The organism is Pseudomonas sp. (assembly GCF_030147005.1).
Lineage (GTDB): Bacteria > Pseudomonadota > Gammaproteobacteria > Pseudomonadales > Pseudomonadaceae > Aquipseudomonas.
On record NZ_JASLAW010000169.1, the window covers coordinates 18,185 to 32,917 of the forward strand.

A 14,733-nucleotide genomic window follows, 5' to 3' on the forward strand; every position below is an offset into this window, starting at 1 on the left:
CGAGCAAGCCCGCTTGCACATATCGACCGCATTCCTACAGGATAAATGCGGTCAAAATGCGGAAGCGGGCTTGCTCGCGAAGGGCGCGCCTCGGTTACAGCTCGACTGCAACAGCCTTCGAAGCACGGGTCGCCTTGGCCCGAGCCGCTTCAATCGACTCATCCCGCGCCAACGCCACACCCATCCGACGCTGGCCATTAACTTCCGGTTTACCGAACAGACGCAACGCCGTGTCCGGCTCGCTCAACGCCGCGCCGAGGTTGGCGAACGCGGTCTGGGTCGATTGCCCTTCCACCAGGATCACCGCCGAAGCCGAAGGCCCGAACTGGCGAATCAATGGGATCGGCAGGCCGAGAATAGCGCGCGCATGCAGCGCAAACTGCGACAAGTCCTGGGAAATCAAGGTCACAAGGCCCGTGTCATGCGGGCGCGGCGAGACTTCGCTGAACCACACCTGGTCACCCTTGATGAACAACTCCACGCCAAACAGACCACGGCCACCCAAGGCTTCGGTCACCGCTTTGGCAACCCGCTCGGATTCGGCCAGAGCGATCGGGCTCATGGCTTGGGGCTGCCAGGATTCCTGATAGTCGCCCTTCTCCTGACGGTGGCCGACGGGCGCGCAGAAGGTGGTGCCGCCGATGTGGCGCACGGTCAGCAGGGTGATTTCGTAGTCGAAGTCGATAAAGCCTTCGATGATCACCCGGCCCTTGCCCGCCCGCCCGCCTTCCTGGGCGTAATCCCAGGCTTTCTGCACATCGTCCGCGCTGCGCAGCAGGCTCTGGCCCTTGCCCGAAGAACTCATCACCGGCTTGACCACGCATGGGAAGCCCAGGTCCTGCACGGCCTTGCTGTAGTCTTCGAAGGTGTCGGCGAAGTGATACGGCGAGGTCGGCAGGTCCAGCTCTTCGGTGGCCAGGCGACGGATACCTTCGCGGTTCATGGTCAGCGAGGTGGCGCGCGCGGTCGGGATCACGGTGAAGCCTTCGGCTTCCAGTTCGACCAGCGTGGCGGTGGCGATGGCTTCGATTTCCGGCACGATGAAGTGCGGTTTTTCCGCTTCGATTACGGCACGCAGCGCGGCGCCGTCGAGCATATTGATCACGTGGCTGCGATGCGCCACCTGCATGGCCGGCGCGTTGGCGTAGCGATCCACGGCAATCACTTCAACGCCCAGGCGTTGCAGCTCGATTACCACTTCCTTGCCCAGCTCACCGCAGCCACACAGCAAAACGCGGGTCGCGGTTGGCGACAATGGAGTTCCGATTCGGGTCATCTCAGGTCCTCAGGGGAGCGGATCGTGGGGAGAAAAGCCGGCATTTTACATGAACTGCAAAAATTGGCCTCAGTTGGCGACAGCGCGCTTGCGGATGCGCCAGGCCATGATCAGCCACACCACGGTGACCCCGGCGAATTTCGATACCAGCGCGGTGCCCGCCACCGCCGGGGTCAGCGCGCCAATGAGGCCGAAGAAGATAAAGGTATCGAGGGGAATGCTCAGCGCCGAACTTATCCACAGGCGGTCGTGGAGCGGGCGCCGGGTGATGCTGAACACCAGCCAGTCGATGCATTCGGACACCGCAAAGGCCGTGGCGCTGGCCAGGGCGATGGACGGGTCGGAGGTGATATACGACAGCACCAGCGCCGCCAGCATGGCAATGATCGCGCCGTGACCGAAACGGGTTTGCACCATGTCGCGCAGGATAAACACCAGGCCGCCCCAGGCGGACCAGATGATATCCAGGTGCGGGGCGGTGGAGAAGGCGAAATTGATCAGCACGACGCTGCTGATATAGGCGATCAGGAAGAGCATGGTGGGGATGGACCTGTGGGTGATGCCGCACAGGGTACTTCACAATCAAATATATGTCGTCTGGGAGGGCCTCTTCGCGAGCAAGCCCACGCCCATGTTTTGACCGTATTCAAATAGGTTAAACGCGGTCGAATGTGGGCGCGGACGTGCTCGCGAAAAGCGGAATTTCAGACGCCGGATTTCCCGGCAATCATAAACACCATCCCCCCCGCCACCGCCCGCTCATGACACAACCCCAACACCACCCGGCGCTCGGCATTGTCCATGCGGCTCCAGCGCGTGATTTCGTCCACCGTGCGCTGGCAGCCGGTACAAATATCATCATCGTCCAACGCGCAAATACTCACACAGGGCGAGGCGACCGGACGTTCAACTGCCGTCATTCTTCCTGCTCGATCAGGTCCCGCGCATACCGCTGCGAGTTATGCACATAGTGGGCGGCGCTGGCTTCGAGCATGCGCTTCTGCGCCTCGGTCAGCTCGCGCACCACCTTGCCCGGCGAACCCATCACCAGCGAGCCATCGGGAATTTCCTTGCCTTCGCCGATCAGCGAATTGGCGCCGATGATGCAATGCTTGCCGATTTTGGCGCCATTGAGGATCACCGCGTTGATGCCGATCAGGCTGTAGTCGCCGACGGTGCAACCGTGCAGCATGGCGTTATGGCCGATGGTCACGCCGGTGCCGAGGGTGAGTGGGTAGCCCATGTCGGTGTGCATCACGCTGCCGTCCTGCACGTTGCTGTTCTTGCCGATCAGGATCAGTTCGTTGTCGCCACGCAACACCGCGTTGAACCAGACGCTGGCGCCCTCCTCCAGCTTGACCTTGCCCACCAGCGTGGCATTGGGCGCCACCCAGCTGTGTGGATGCGTCTCGACGCGGGCATCGCCCAGGCGGTATTTCATGGTTATCCCTCACGGCTCGCCACTCAAACGATGGCTCAGATATTGATGAAGCTCTTGGGTGGCTGGTGCAGGCTGATCTTGGCATCGTCATAAAGCAGGTTGATCAGCTCGACGATCATGATTGCCGTCAGCCCCCAGATCTTGTATTCGCCGAACCGATAGCTGGGCACGTACCAACTGCGGCCCTGATAGTCGATGCGGTGGGTGTGCTCGCGTGGGTCCTGGCGGAAAAAATCCAGCGGTACGCTGAAGACAGCCGCGATTTCGGCATCGTTGGCCAGGTACTCGACGTAATCGGGGATGACGCCCACGTACGGCGTTACGCGGATGCCGTGCAGTGAGATCAACGGGCTCAACGGCCCGATGACTTCCACCAGCCCCGGCGGCAGGCCGATTTCCTCTTCGGCTTCGCGCAGGGCGGTAAAGATCAAGTCCGGGTCTTCGGGGTCGCGGCGCCCGCCGGGAAAGGCCACTTCGCCACCGTGGGTCGACAGTCCACTGGCGCGCAGGGTCAGGATCAGTTCGGGTTCGTCACTGCGGGTAATCGGTACCAGCACTGCGGCCTCGGGGAAACGCCCGTCGGTCTCCAGCGTGTGGGGGATGTGGTTGCTTACCCGGCGAAGTAGCTCGTCCAGCATGAGTCATCTCGGTCTGTTGGCTACCTTGCATCATGCACCAAAGCAGGCGGGCGCCCAACCCCAAAACCACCGGCGTGTCGCTAAACGACAACTTGCAGGCCCCCGCCTGCCAAGCCAAGATAGGCGCACTCTCCAGGAACCCGAGCATGAACTTCTGCAGCCAGTGCGGTAAACCGGTTAACCAACGCATCCCCGAAGGCGACGCACGCCTGCGCTACGTATGCGATCACTGCTCGACCGTTCACTATCAGAACCCCAATATCGTTGCCGGCACCCTGCCGGTATGGGGCGACAAAGTGCTGCTGTGCCGGCGCGCCATCGAGCCGCGCCTGGGGTACTGGACCCTGCCCGCAGGCTTTATGGAAAACGGCGAAACCGTGGAACAGGCCGCCATGCGCGAGACGCTGGAAGAAGCCTGCGCCCGCGTGCGCAACCTGAACATCTATACCCTGATCGATGTGCCGCACATCAGCCAGGTGCATATTTTCTACCGCGCCGAACTGGTCGACCTGGACTTCGCCGCCGGCATCGAAAGCCTGGAGGTGAAACTGTTCGCTGAAGCCGATATCCCTTGGTCCGAGCTGGCTTTCCGCACGGTCGGGCGTACCTTAGAATGCTTCTTCGCTGACCGTCGACAGCAGCTGTTCCCGGTGCGCAGCGAGTCCGTGCCCCCCATGTCCAAGCCCGCCGAATAACAAGCCGGCCAATCGTCGCCAAAGGGAAGTCGTTTCAATGCGTTGGTTGCTTGCTCTTATCTGCCTGTCGTTCGCTGCCCTGTCCTCGGCCTCCACGGTGGAAACCCTCGGCGGCAAGCCCGTCGAAAAAGTCCTGGTGCTCAAATCCGCCCACCAGTTGCAACTGATCAACGACGGCAAGCCCCTCAAGACCTATCGCATTTCTTTGGGCAAAAACCCAAAAGGCCACAAGCTGATCGAGGGCGACCGCCGCACGCCCGAGGGCTTCTACTGGCTCGACTGGCGCAAGACCAGCGAGCGTTTCAACCTGGCCATGCACATCTCCTATCCCAATATCAGCGACGCCGCACGTGCCCGCCGCGAAGGGGTAAAACCGGGCAGCATGATCATGATCCACGGCACCCCGGACACCGAAGATTATCCGGAACAGCTGTTCCACACCCTGGACTGGACCGACGGCTGCATCGGCATGCGCAATGTGGATATGCGGGAGGTCTGGAGCCTGGTCAAGGACGGCACCCTGATCGAGATTCGTCCCTGATCGTCGACCACTCGTAAAATAATTCGAAAATATTTCCTGCCCCAAGCAGCGCCTGCCGGTGAATACCAGTTCACCGTGCGGGCTGCGCATGTGTGCGCGCAACAAAAACCTTTCTAATACCACTTGATACCACGCACTGTTAATAAGCCCTGAAACCGGGGCTCGCACCGTGTTGGCAGCATTGACATGGTATTTAAGTGGTATTAATTTCCGGCCATTACCGGGCGACAACATTCCAATAACGCATCGGAAACCCGACAGATGAATCCCATCCTGGCCCTGCGCCCCGACGACAAGCAATCCACGCCGCTGTACCTGCAACTGGCTCGCAGCCTTGAAGCAGCGATCCATGCCGGCCAGTGGAAATCCGAACAGGCCCTGCCCTCGGAACGCGCCCTCAGCGAACAGCTGAGCATCTCGCGGGTCACCGCCCGTAAAGCGCTGGAAGTGCTGCTCGCCCAAGGCCTGATTCGTCGCAGCCAGGGCTCGGGCACCTTTATCACGCCGCGTCTGGAGCAACCGTTGTCGCGCTTGTCGGGGTTCAGTGAAATGCTCCGGCTCAAGGGTTTTGTGCCCACCTCCCAGTGGCTGGAGCGCGACATCACCCCACCGACCCACGAAGAGTTGATCCGCCTGGGCCTGTCGCCCACCGACAAAGTGGCGCGCCTCAAGCGTTTGCGCAAAGCCGACGACACGGTGATGGCGATTGAAATGACCGCCATGCCGGCCTCGGTGCTGCCCCATCCGCAAGCCATCGGCAATTCGCTGTACGAATACCTGGAAGGTATCGGCAAGCCCATCGTGCGCGCCCTGCAGCATATCCAGGCGATCAACGCGTCGGACGAGTTCGCCAAGCTGGTGGGCATCGCCCCCGGCACCGCCATGCTGCTGATGACCCGCGTGGGCTACACCGCCGACAACACGCCGATTGAAATCACCGACACCTACTGCCGCAACGACTACTACGACTTTGTCGCAGAGCTGCGTCGCCATGACTACTCCGCCGAACTGCGAATTTAGAGAACTGCCCATGTCCGAAGACAATATCCTCACGCCCAGCGGCTGGATGCGCGGCCGCCTGGTGCACGAGCACGGCAAGGTCGTCGCCGTCGAAGGCGCGCCCTGCGACCCGGTCGACAACGACCTGCCCTACCTGCTGCCAGGCTTCATCGACCTGCATGTGCACGGTGGTGGCGGTGCGGACATCATGGAAGGTGCGGCCGCCTTCGAAACCATCACCCGTACCCACGTGCGTTTTGGCACCACCTCGCTGTTGGCCACCACCATGACCGCGCCGGTGGATGAAATCTCCCGCGTGCTCGGCGAGCTCGGCAGCTTTTGCGAGCAGCGCCCTTCAGGCAGTGCCCGCGTGCTCGGCGTACACCTGGAAGGCCCCTACATCAATCCGGGAAAACTCGGCGCCCAACCCAACTTCGCCCACACCGCATTAATGGCCGAAGTTGAAGCCTACCTGCGCCTGGCGCCGATCCGCGTCATTACCATCGCCCCGGAAATCGCCGGCCACGACGCCCTGATCCGCGCCCTCAGCGAACGCGGCGTGCGCATGCAGATCGGCCACACCCTGGGCAGCTACGAAGAAGGCGTCGCCGCCCTCGCCGCCGGCGCCACCAGCTTCACCCATTTATACAACGCCATGAGCCCGCTGCATCACCGCGAGCCGGGCATCGTCGGCGCCGCGCTGGCCCATGCCAAGTACGCGGAATTGATCCCGGATCTACTGCATGTACATCCCGGCGCGATCCGCGTGGCCCTGCGCTCGATCCCGTGCCTGTACTGCGTCACCGACTCCACTGCCGCCGCCGGCATGCCCGATGGCGAATACAAGCTGGGCAGCCACACCGTGACCAAATGCCTGGGCGGCGTACGCCTGGCTGACGGCACCCTGGCCGGCAGCACGCTGACCATGGATCAGGCGCTGCGCAACCTGGTGAAAATCGGCCTGCCGATCAGCGAAGCCTCACAACGCCTGTCGCAATTTCCCGCGGACTACCTGGGCCTGGAAGAACGCGGTCGCCTGCAGCCCGGCAGCTTTGCCGACTGCGTGCGCCTGGACCGCTCCCTGACACTCACCGACGTAATGGTCGAAGGAGAAACCATTGACTTCAAAAATGCTTGAAGAGGCTCTGGCCTCCTGCGACGCCGTCGCGGCGCAACTGCAACGTCTGGACCCGCTGCTGGAAGACGTCGCCGGTCGCCTGCGCCGCCAGCCGCCGCAAGTGGCAATGACCGTTGCCCGTGGCAGTTCGGACCATGCCGCCAGCTACTTCGCCTACCTGGCCATGCAGCACGTGGGGATTCCGGTGGCGTCGCTGCCGATGTCGGTGGTGACCTTGTTGCAGGCACCGATGAAGGTCAGCGGCCAGGTGGTGTTTGGTTTTTCCCAATCGGGGCAAAGCCCGGACCTGGTCAACAGCCTGCGCCTGCTGCGCAAGCGCGGCGCCTTGAGCATCTCGATGGTCAATGCCGAAGACTCGCCGCTGGAAGCCGCCTGCGAGTTTCACGTACCGCTGTGCGCCGGCCCGGAACTCAGCGTGGCCGCCACCAAAAGCTTTATCGCCACGCTCAGCGCCAGCGCGTTGCTGGTCGGCCACTGGAACCAGGAAGCGGACCTGCTGCACGCCTGCCAGGCCCTGCCCGACGGCCTGCGTGACGCCGCCAAACAGGATTGGCGCGCGGCCATAGAGGCCCTCAAAGGCAGCCAGCGCTTGATGGTGATCGGCCGTGGCGCCGGTTTCGCCATCGCCCAGGAAGCCGCGCTCAAGCTCAAGGAAACCTCGGCGATCCAGGCCGAGGCCTTCAGCAGCGCCGAAGTGCGCCATGGGCCGATGGCCTTGATCGGCGAAGACTACCCCTTGCTGGTGTTCGCCCCGCGCGGTGCCGAACAGGCCGGCCTGCTGACCCTGGCCGCCGATATGCGCCAGCGCGGCGCCCGCGTGTTGCTGGCCGCGCCGGACGATATCGCCGAGCGCGACCTGACCCTGAGCCGCGCCGAACACCCAAGCCTGGACCCGATCCTGGCTATCCAGAGTTTCTACGTGATGGCGGCAGGTTTAGCCCAAGCGCGCGGCATGAACCCTGACGAGCCGCGTCACCTAAGCAAAGTCACCCGCACTCACTGAGTGGCGTTTTCCTGATGAGTACCGTGCCCATGCCCAACAACAATAATCGACTGACCCTTAGCGCCCCCTTGAGTGGGCCGGTGCTGGCCCTGGGCAGCGTCCCGGACGAAGTGTTCGCCAGCGGCGCCATGGGCGACGGTATTGCCATCGACCCGCTGAATGATTGCCTGCACGCGCCCTGTGACGGGGTGATCATCCACGTCGCCCGCACCGCGCATGCGCTGACCATTCGTGCCGAAAACGGTGCCGAGGTGTTGATGCATTTAGGCATCGATACCGTAGAACTCAATGGCGAAGGCTTTACCTTGCTGGTCAAGGAAGGCGCACACGTGAAGCAGGGCCAACCACTGGTGCAGTTTGATCTGGACCGTATCGCGCGCCAGTGCAAAAGCCTGGTGAGCCTGATCATTCTGACCAACAGTGATCGCTTCGAACTGACGCCGCTCGCATCGAAAACCGTCAAGGTCGGTGAGCCGTTGATACAACTGGCGGTACGTTCCACCGCCACCGCTCAAACAGCTGTGGATAACTCAAGCGCCGAAGCCAGTGCCAGCGTGCGCATCACCCACCGTGGCGGCTTGCATGCACGCCCCGCCGCACTGGTTCGCAAGACGGCCCAGGGCTTCAGCAGCCAGGCGCACCTGCATTTCGGTGACAAGTCGGCGTCGTGCGACAGCCTGATTGGCTTGATGGGCCTGGGTATCGGCGAGGGCGACGAAGTACGCGTGAGTTGCCGTGGCAGCGATGCCGATGGGGCGTTGCAGGCATTGATCGCGGCGTTGTCGGTGGCGGTCAGTGAAGACCATCACGCGCCGGCAGCGGCTGCTGCGCCACGTCGCGTCAGTGCGCAAGCCGATGTGCTGCAAGGCGTTTGCGCAGCACCCGGCCTGGTATGCGGGCCGCTGTTTCGCCTGACCGGCATCGAGCTGTCGGAAGACACCGGCCAGCATTCGGCCGACGAACAAAAGCAGCGCCTCGACACGGCACTGGAACAGGTACGCGAGGAAATCCGCACCACCCTGGACCATGCCCGCCAACGCAAGAACGTCGAGGAAGAAGAGATCTTCGCCGCCCACCTTGCGCTGCTGGAAGACCCGGCGCTGCTGGACGCGGCAACCGACGCCATTGCACACGGCAGCGCCGCCACTCACGCCTGGCGTGATGCGATCCAGGCCCAGTGCGCCGTGCTGCTGGCGCTGGGCAAGCCGCTGTTTGCCGAGCGCGCCAACGACCTGCGCGACCTGCAACAACGCGTATTGCGGGCGCTGCTGGGTGAAGCCTGGCACTTCGAACTGCCCGCCGGGTCGATCGTCAGTGCCCATGAATTAACCCCGTCAGACTTGCTGCAACTGAGCGAACAACAGGCCGTGGGTATCTGCATGGCCGAAGGCGGCGCCACGTCCCACGTCGCCATTCTTGCGCGGGGTAAGGGCTTACCCTGTGTGGTGGCCCTGGGCGCCGAAGTGCTTGATGTGCCCCAAGGTCAGCGCGTGGTACTGGACGCCGTGAATGGTCGCCTGGAACTGCAGCCCAGCGACGCCCGCCATGCTGAAGTCCACCAGATTCGCGACGCACAGAAAGCCCGCCGCCAGCAGCAACAGGCCCAGGCCCAATTGCCGGCACGCACCCGCGACGGCGTGAGCATTGAAATCGCCGCCAACGTCGCCTCCAGCGCCGAAGCCCGGCTGGCGTTTGAAAATGGCGCCGATGGCGTCGGCCTGTTGCGCACCGAATTCCTCTTCGTCGACCGCCGCACCGCGCCGGATGAACAAGAGCAGCGCCACGCCTATCAAGCGGTGCTGGATGCCATGGGCGACAAGTCGGTGATCATCCGCACCATCGACGTGGGCGGCGACAAGCAACTGGACTACCTGCCACTGCCTGTCGAAGCCAACCCGGTGTTGGGTCTGCGCGGTATTCGCATGGCCCAGGTACGCCCGGAACTGCTCGACCATCAACTGCGCGCCCTGCTGCAAGTCTCGCCGCTGGCGCGTTGTCGCATCCTGTTGCCGATGGTCAGCGAAGTGGACGAGCTGCTGCAGATCCGCCAGCGCCTGGATGAACTGTGCGCCGAGTTGGGTTTGAGCCAGCGCCCCGAACTGGGCGTGATGATCGAAGTGCCCGCCGCCGCGCTGATGGCTGAGCAATTGGCCGAGCACGCGGACTTCTTGTCCATCGGCACCAATGACCTGTCCCAGTACACCCTGGCGATGGACCGCGACCACGCGGGCCTTGCCGCCCGCGTCGATGCACTGCACCCGGCGTTGCTGCGGCTGATCGCCCAGACCTGCGCCGGCGCCGCGAAACACGGGCGCTGGGTCGGCGTGTGCGGCGCCCTGGCCTCCGACCCATTGGCCACGCCCGTGCTGGTCGGCCTGGGCGTCAGCGAGCTGTCGGTAAGCCCGCCGCAAATCGGCGAAATCAAGGACCGTGTCCGCCACCTGGACGCGGCGCAATGCCGGCAACTGAGCCAAAGCCTGCTCGACCTGAGCAGCGCCAAGGCCGTTCGCCAAGCCTGTCAACACCACTGGCCGCTGAGCTGAAAACAACAAGAATAGGGAGACACGCCATGTACCAACATTTCATCGAAGGCCTGCAACGCCTGGGCCGTGCACTGATGCTGCCGATTGCGATTTTGCCGATCGCCGGCCTGTTGCTGCGCCTGGGCGACACCGATTTGCTCAACATCGCAGTGATGCACGATGCCGGGCAGGCGATCTTCGCCAACCTGGCACTGATCTTCGCCATCGGCATTGCCGTGGGTTTTGCCCGCGACAATAACGGTACCGCCGGCCTGGCCGGGGCGATCGGCTACCTGGTGATGATCTCGACGCTCAAGGTGATGGACACCTCCATCAACATGGGCATGCTCGCCGGTATCGCCAGTGGCCTGATGGCCGGCGGACTGTACAACCGCTTCAAGGACATCAAGCTGCCGGAGTACCTGGCGTTCTTTGGCGGGCGGCGGTTTGTGCCGATTGTCACGGGGTTCTCGGCGGTTGGGCTGGGCGTGATCTTCGGTTTGATCTGGCCGCCGATCCAGCATGGCATCAACAGCTTTGGCGTGTTGCTGATGGAAAGCGGCAGCCTCGGTGCGTTCGTGTTTGGTGTGTTCAACCGCCTGCTGATCGTCACCGGCCTGCATCACATCCTTAACAACATGGCGTGGTTCGTGTTCGGCAGCTTTACCGACCCGGTAACCGGCGCGGTGGTCACCGGCGACCTGACCCGCTACTTCGCCGGCGATCCGAAGGGCGGCCAGTTCATGACCGGTATGTTCCCGGTGATGCTGTTCGGCCTGCCTGCTGCATGCTTGGCGATGTACCGCAACGCCTTGCCGGAGCGCCGCAAAGTGATGGGCGGGATTTTTCTGTCGATGGCGCTGACCTCGTTCCTGACCGGGGTGACTGAGCCGATTGAATTTGCGTTTATGTTCCTGGCACCGTTTTTGTATTTGATTCACGCGGTGCTCACCGGCCTGTCGATGGCTGTCACCAATATGCTGAATATCCACCTCGGCTTTACCTTCTCCGGCGGGTTTATCGACATGGTGCTCGGTTGGGGCAAGTCGACCAATGGTTGGCTGGTGTTCCCGGTGGGCCTGGCTTACGCGCTGATCTACTACTCGGTCTTCACCTATTGCATCCGCCGCTTCAATCTGAAGACGCCGGGTCGTGAAGATATCCAGGTGGTGCAGGCCGAAGCGATGACTGATAACCAGCGTGCGACGGCTTATATCCAAGCGTTGGGAGGCGCGCAGAATCTGCTGAGTGTCGGCGCCTGCACCACGCGTCTGCGCTTGGACATGGTTGATCGTAACAAGGCGGTGGACGCGGAGTTGAAAGCGCTGGGTGCCATGGCCGTGGTGCGGCCGGGTAATGGCGGGAGTTTGCAGGTGGTGGTCGGGCCGATGGCGGACAGCATTGCTGACGAGATTCGCTTGGCGATGCCTTCATTTGTCGCCACTGCTGCCGTCGCAGCGCCTGTGGACAAGCCGGTGGCGGTGAATGTGCAGGAGGCCGAAAAATGGCTGAGCGCTTTGGGTGGTCGCACGAATGTACGCCAACTGAAAGCGGTGGCGATGACCCGGCTGCGGGTGGAATTGGGCGATGATTCGGTGTTGTCCGAAGCGGACCTGACTGCGCTCGGATGCCAAGGTGTGAGCCAGCTTGATGGCGGTGTTTGGCACTTGTTGATTGGTGACAACGCGTCAGGATTGGGTGAGGCGTTAGAGCGTCTCGTTGCCCGGCCAATCAGCGCTTGACCGATCGCACCATTCAAGCCCTGTGCGATGGTGACGCGGAGCGTCATGGGATGCTTTCACGCAGAAGCGTGGGAACGATCAAAACGTTCTGAGGTGCCGGTGCGGACGCCATCGGGGGCTTGCCCCCGATGAGGCCTTCAAAGGCAACAAAAACCCCGCTGACCAAAGTCACAGAGTTCATGACAGTTGCCAACATCCAGACGCGCAAATTGGCTTTGAGTATGCAAGGAAACCAGCCAAGTCAAATTTTCACTACTTTCCACTCTTCAGATACTTCCTGTCCATCTTCTGAAGACGCTTGAATAATATAACGCTTTGCCACAAGCCCCCTCACCAGAGCCTCCCATCGACCATCACTATTCGAGGTTGTCTGGGTAAGCAAATTAGCGCCATCAATGATACGCAGCTGTTGAGCAGGACGGGACGCTATCCCCTTAAGCGTCACTCGATCAGATGACGTTTCACCACCATTGCCGACTGAATTCCCGCCTCCGTCAACAACACTTACGATTATAATTGCCATGATGTTCCATCCTCGAATTGCCCATGAATGAGCGCTTATGAAACATCATGAAAACAATCGACATAACTGTCAGTATTAACAGGTAAGCACCTGAGTTCGACAAACGGTCATCCAAAAAAACCGCTGACCAAACTGGCCCAGCGGATTTCTTGTTTTTGATTGATCGCTCTCGCGCAGGAGCGTGGGAACGATCACGTATTCACAGATCAATGTGGAAGCAGGCTTTATGGCGGCTGTGTGCGGGAGACCTTCGGGTCTACCGAGACTTGCTGGTGACTCTCGGGCTTGCAGGCCCGCACACAGCTGCCCCCCATCATCTGCAAGTGATGCTGGTAGTTCTTACTTCACATCAGAGGTCTGCCATAAGGTGGACGCCATCGGGGGCAAGCGCCCTCCCACACTGGGCGGCATTCCAACGTTGGAACTCGGTCCATTGTGGGACAAAAACCCGCCGGCCAAACTGGCCCAGCGGGTTTTCTGTTTATGCAGCCAGCCGCTCAAAAGTGCGCCAACTGCCGCACCTCGCGCCGGTGTCTGATAGAGATGGCTGAGCATCCAGCCGCTAGCACTCGGCCACCTTATACAAACCCGACATCCGGCACCTTCGACAGGCTTTAGCCACCGAACACCAAGCTCACCGACTGGGCCCCGGCATTCTTAACGGTGAAGTCCTTTGCCTGCGCGGGAGTTTTCAAGGTGTAGCTGTAATTGGACGAAGCGGTCCACTGCGCTTTGGGCGATTTCTGATTAGTGATAGCAGGCACGCTGCCGACATCGGTAAACGTACCGTTGCCTTTATCATCCAGCATGCCGTTGCTTGCACTGCCTTCGCCAAAGTTGTTGCTCTCGGAAAGAATGTTGGCGTTTTGCGCCAGGGTAAAGCCGAGATGAAACTTGTTGATGTAGTTGTTATAGACATGGAAGTAGCCATAACGCATCAGCCCCGGTGCGCGCACTTCCATATTCTCGAAACGATTATGGCAAATGGTCAGCCGTGGAAAGCCATTGAAGGCTGCGTTGTTGTCATCGCTTGGATGGCCGAGGATCAGGCCGTATTTGTGGTTGCCGAAGAAACAGTTGCTGATGGTCGCGTAGTCAGCCTTGTCGCCGATGTACAGCAGCTTATCGAGGCTGCCGTCGTTGGCGGACCAGTCATGGCCGACAAAAGAGCAGTGATCGATCCAGTACTTGCTGCCGTAGTTGAGGTACAGCTGGATGTCATCATTGGCCTTGATGCCGGCCGAATGCTGGAAAACGATGTTTTGAAAAATGATGTTTTGCGACTCGGGTGTCGCACGCAAGTGGATGTTGTTAAGCGTACGGTTCTGGAACGAACCGACCAGGGTTTTGTTGGACCCCATGGAGACCTTGGTCAAACTGGACGCCGAGATATTACTGTTGATCACCAGCACGCGGGGAGTGGAATCGGCAATATTGGTTTTGAGCTGATCCAGGTTGGTGATGCTTACAACCGGACCGGACCAGCCGCCAGTAACTTTGGCGGCCTTGGCGAAGCCGGCCATGCCGGTGAGTTTGCTTTCTGGATAAGACATATGAGTTCCCTCTCTTGCAACATGGGACCCGGTTTTCGGGTCAAGAATGAAACATGACCGTCCTGGTCATGTGCACAGTGAGATGAGTGGCGGAGCAACCGACTGCACGTCAGACACTACCGCCGACTCAAATACTGTACATTCATACAGTGAACTGTAAAAGAAATCGCGTCAAGCGTGGAGTGGGTTCGTTGTGCATAAGTGAGCAATTTTGCGTAGAACAGAGACGGTGTGCCCGACGCTATCCAAATGTGGAGCGGGCTTGCTCGCGAATGGGTCCTTACGGCCAACAAAAAACCCGCTGACCATACTGGCCCAGCGGGTTTCTTGTTAATGCAGTATGCGAATCAAAAATCCGCCAACTGCCACACCTCATACGCCGGTGTCTCATACGGGTGACTGAGTTTGAGCGCAGCCACAACAGCCACGATCAGCTCATCCGCCACCACCAACTCAACCTTGCACTCTTCAACCACTTCAACCTGACCCACCTGCCCGATAAACGGCTGGCTGCCGTCCAACGCGCGGAATTGGCCCTGGCCCAGCACTTGCCAGGCGCAGCTGTCGTAGCTGCCGATGCGCCCGCCGCCGGCTGCGAAGACGGCGGTTTTTACCGTCTCCACGTGGCTGGCGGGAACGAAGAAGGCGAGTTTGTACATGGC

15 protein-coding genes are annotated in these 14,733 nt (G+C 61.1%); 7 read left to right on the forward strand and 8 right to left on the reverse strand.

The window, feature by feature from the left end:
* Positions 1 to 94: 94 nt before the first annotated feature.
* From purT to Q1V60_RS15700, 5 genes are all read right to left on the reverse strand, one after another.
* Positions 95 to 1,276: a formate-dependent phosphoribosylglycinamide formyltransferase gene (gene purT / locus Q1V60_RS15680; protein ID WP_300631984.1), complete on the reverse strand. Its 1,182-nt coding sequence runs from the start codon at positions 1,274 to 1,276 to the stop codon at positions 95 to 97.
* A gap of 69 nt (positions 1,277 to 1,345) precedes the next feature.
* Positions 1,346 to 1,813, reverse strand: a complete 468-nt coding sequence (locus Q1V60_RS15685; protein ID WP_300631987.1) for a preQ0 transporter — start codon at positions 1,811 to 1,813, stop codon at positions 1,346 to 1,348.
* 167 nt (positions 1,814 to 1,980) lie between these two features.
* On the reverse strand, positions 1,981 to 2,196 hold the full coding sequence (locus Q1V60_RS15690; RefSeq protein WP_300631989.1) for a DUF1289 domain-containing protein: 216 nt from the start codon (positions 2,194 to 2,196) through the stop codon (positions 1,981 to 1,983).
* A complete protein-coding gene (locus Q1V60_RS15695) occupies positions 2,193 to 2,717 on the reverse strand; it encodes a gamma carbonic anhydrase family protein (RefSeq protein WP_300631992.1) in 525 nt (174 codons plus the stop codon). Before Q1V60_RS15695 ends, Q1V60_RS15690 begins: the two co-directional genes overlap by 4 nt.
* A 35-nt stretch (positions 2,718 to 2,752) precedes the next feature.
* The gene (locus tag Q1V60_RS15700) at positions 2,753 to 3,355 is read right to left on the reverse strand and encodes a CoA pyrophosphatase (RefSeq protein ID WP_300631994.1); all 603 of its coding nucleotides are present in this window, start codon (positions 3,353 to 3,355) and stop codon (positions 2,753 to 2,755) included.
* 146 nt (positions 3,356 to 3,501) lie between these two features.
* Between Q1V60_RS15700 and Q1V60_RS15705 the strand changes: the two genes are divergently transcribed.
* The 7 genes from Q1V60_RS15705 (at position 3,502) to nagE (ending at position 11,995) form a co-directional block, all read left to right on the forward strand.
* On the forward strand, positions 3,502 to 4,050 hold the full coding sequence (locus tag Q1V60_RS15705; protein ID WP_300631996.1) for an NUDIX hydrolase: 549 nt from the start codon (positions 3,502 to 3,504) through the stop codon (positions 4,048 to 4,050).
* Positions 4,051 to 4,087: 37 nt separating this feature from the next.
* Entirely contained in the window at positions 4,088 to 4,591 is a 504-nt protein-coding gene (locus Q1V60_RS15710; protein ID WP_300631999.1) for a L,D-transpeptidase family protein, read from the forward strand.
* Between the two features lie 261 nt (positions 4,592 to 4,852).
* Positions 4,853 to 5,611 (forward strand): GntR family transcriptional regulator, encoded by a 759-nt coding sequence (locus Q1V60_RS15715; protein ID WP_300632002.1) that lies wholly within the window; start codon positions 4,853 to 4,855, stop codon positions 5,609 to 5,611.
* Between the two features lie 10 nt (positions 5,612 to 5,621).
* Entirely contained in the window at positions 5,622 to 6,728 is a 1,107-nt protein-coding gene (gene nagA / locus Q1V60_RS15720) for an N-acetylglucosamine-6-phosphate deacetylase (RefSeq protein WP_300632004.1), read from the forward strand.
* Entirely contained in the window at positions 6,709 to 7,731 is a 1,023-nt protein-coding gene (locus tag Q1V60_RS15725) for an SIS domain-containing protein (protein ID WP_300632006.1), read from the forward strand. Before nagA ends, Q1V60_RS15725 begins: the two co-directional genes overlap by 20 nt.
* Before the next feature lie 29 nt (positions 7,732 to 7,760).
* The gene (gene ptsP, locus Q1V60_RS15730; RefSeq protein ID WP_300632057.1) at positions 7,761 to 10,274 is read left to right on the forward strand and encodes a phosphoenolpyruvate--protein phosphotransferase; all 2,514 of its coding nucleotides are present in this window, start codon (positions 7,761 to 7,763) and stop codon (positions 10,272 to 10,274) included.
* Positions 10,275 to 10,300: 26 nt separating this feature from the next.
* Positions 10,301 to 11,995 (forward strand): N-acetylglucosamine-specific PTS transporter subunit IIBC, encoded by a 1,695-nt coding sequence (gene nagE, locus Q1V60_RS15735; RefSeq protein WP_300632009.1) that lies wholly within the window; start codon positions 10,301 to 10,303, stop codon positions 11,993 to 11,995.
* 241 nt (positions 11,996 to 12,236) lie between these two features.
* Here the strand turns inward: nagE and Q1V60_RS15740 are convergent, their stop codons facing one another.
* From Q1V60_RS15740 to Q1V60_RS15750, 3 genes are all read right to left on the reverse strand, one after another.
* Entirely contained in the window at positions 12,237 to 12,518 is a 282-nt protein-coding gene (locus Q1V60_RS15740) for a hypothetical protein (RefSeq protein WP_300632011.1), read from the reverse strand.
* A gap of 614 nt (positions 12,519 to 13,132) precedes the next feature.
* A complete protein-coding gene (locus Q1V60_RS15745; RefSeq protein WP_300632013.1) occupies positions 13,133 to 14,071 on the reverse strand; it encodes a pectate lyase in 939 nt (312 codons plus the stop codon).
* 347 nt (positions 14,072 to 14,418) lie between these two features.
* On the reverse strand, positions 14,419 to 14,730 hold the full coding sequence (locus Q1V60_RS15750) for an NGG1p interacting factor NIF3 (protein ID WP_300632015.1): 312 nt from the start codon (positions 14,728 to 14,730) through the stop codon (positions 14,419 to 14,421).
* Positions 14,731 to 14,733 lie beyond the last annotated feature (3 nt).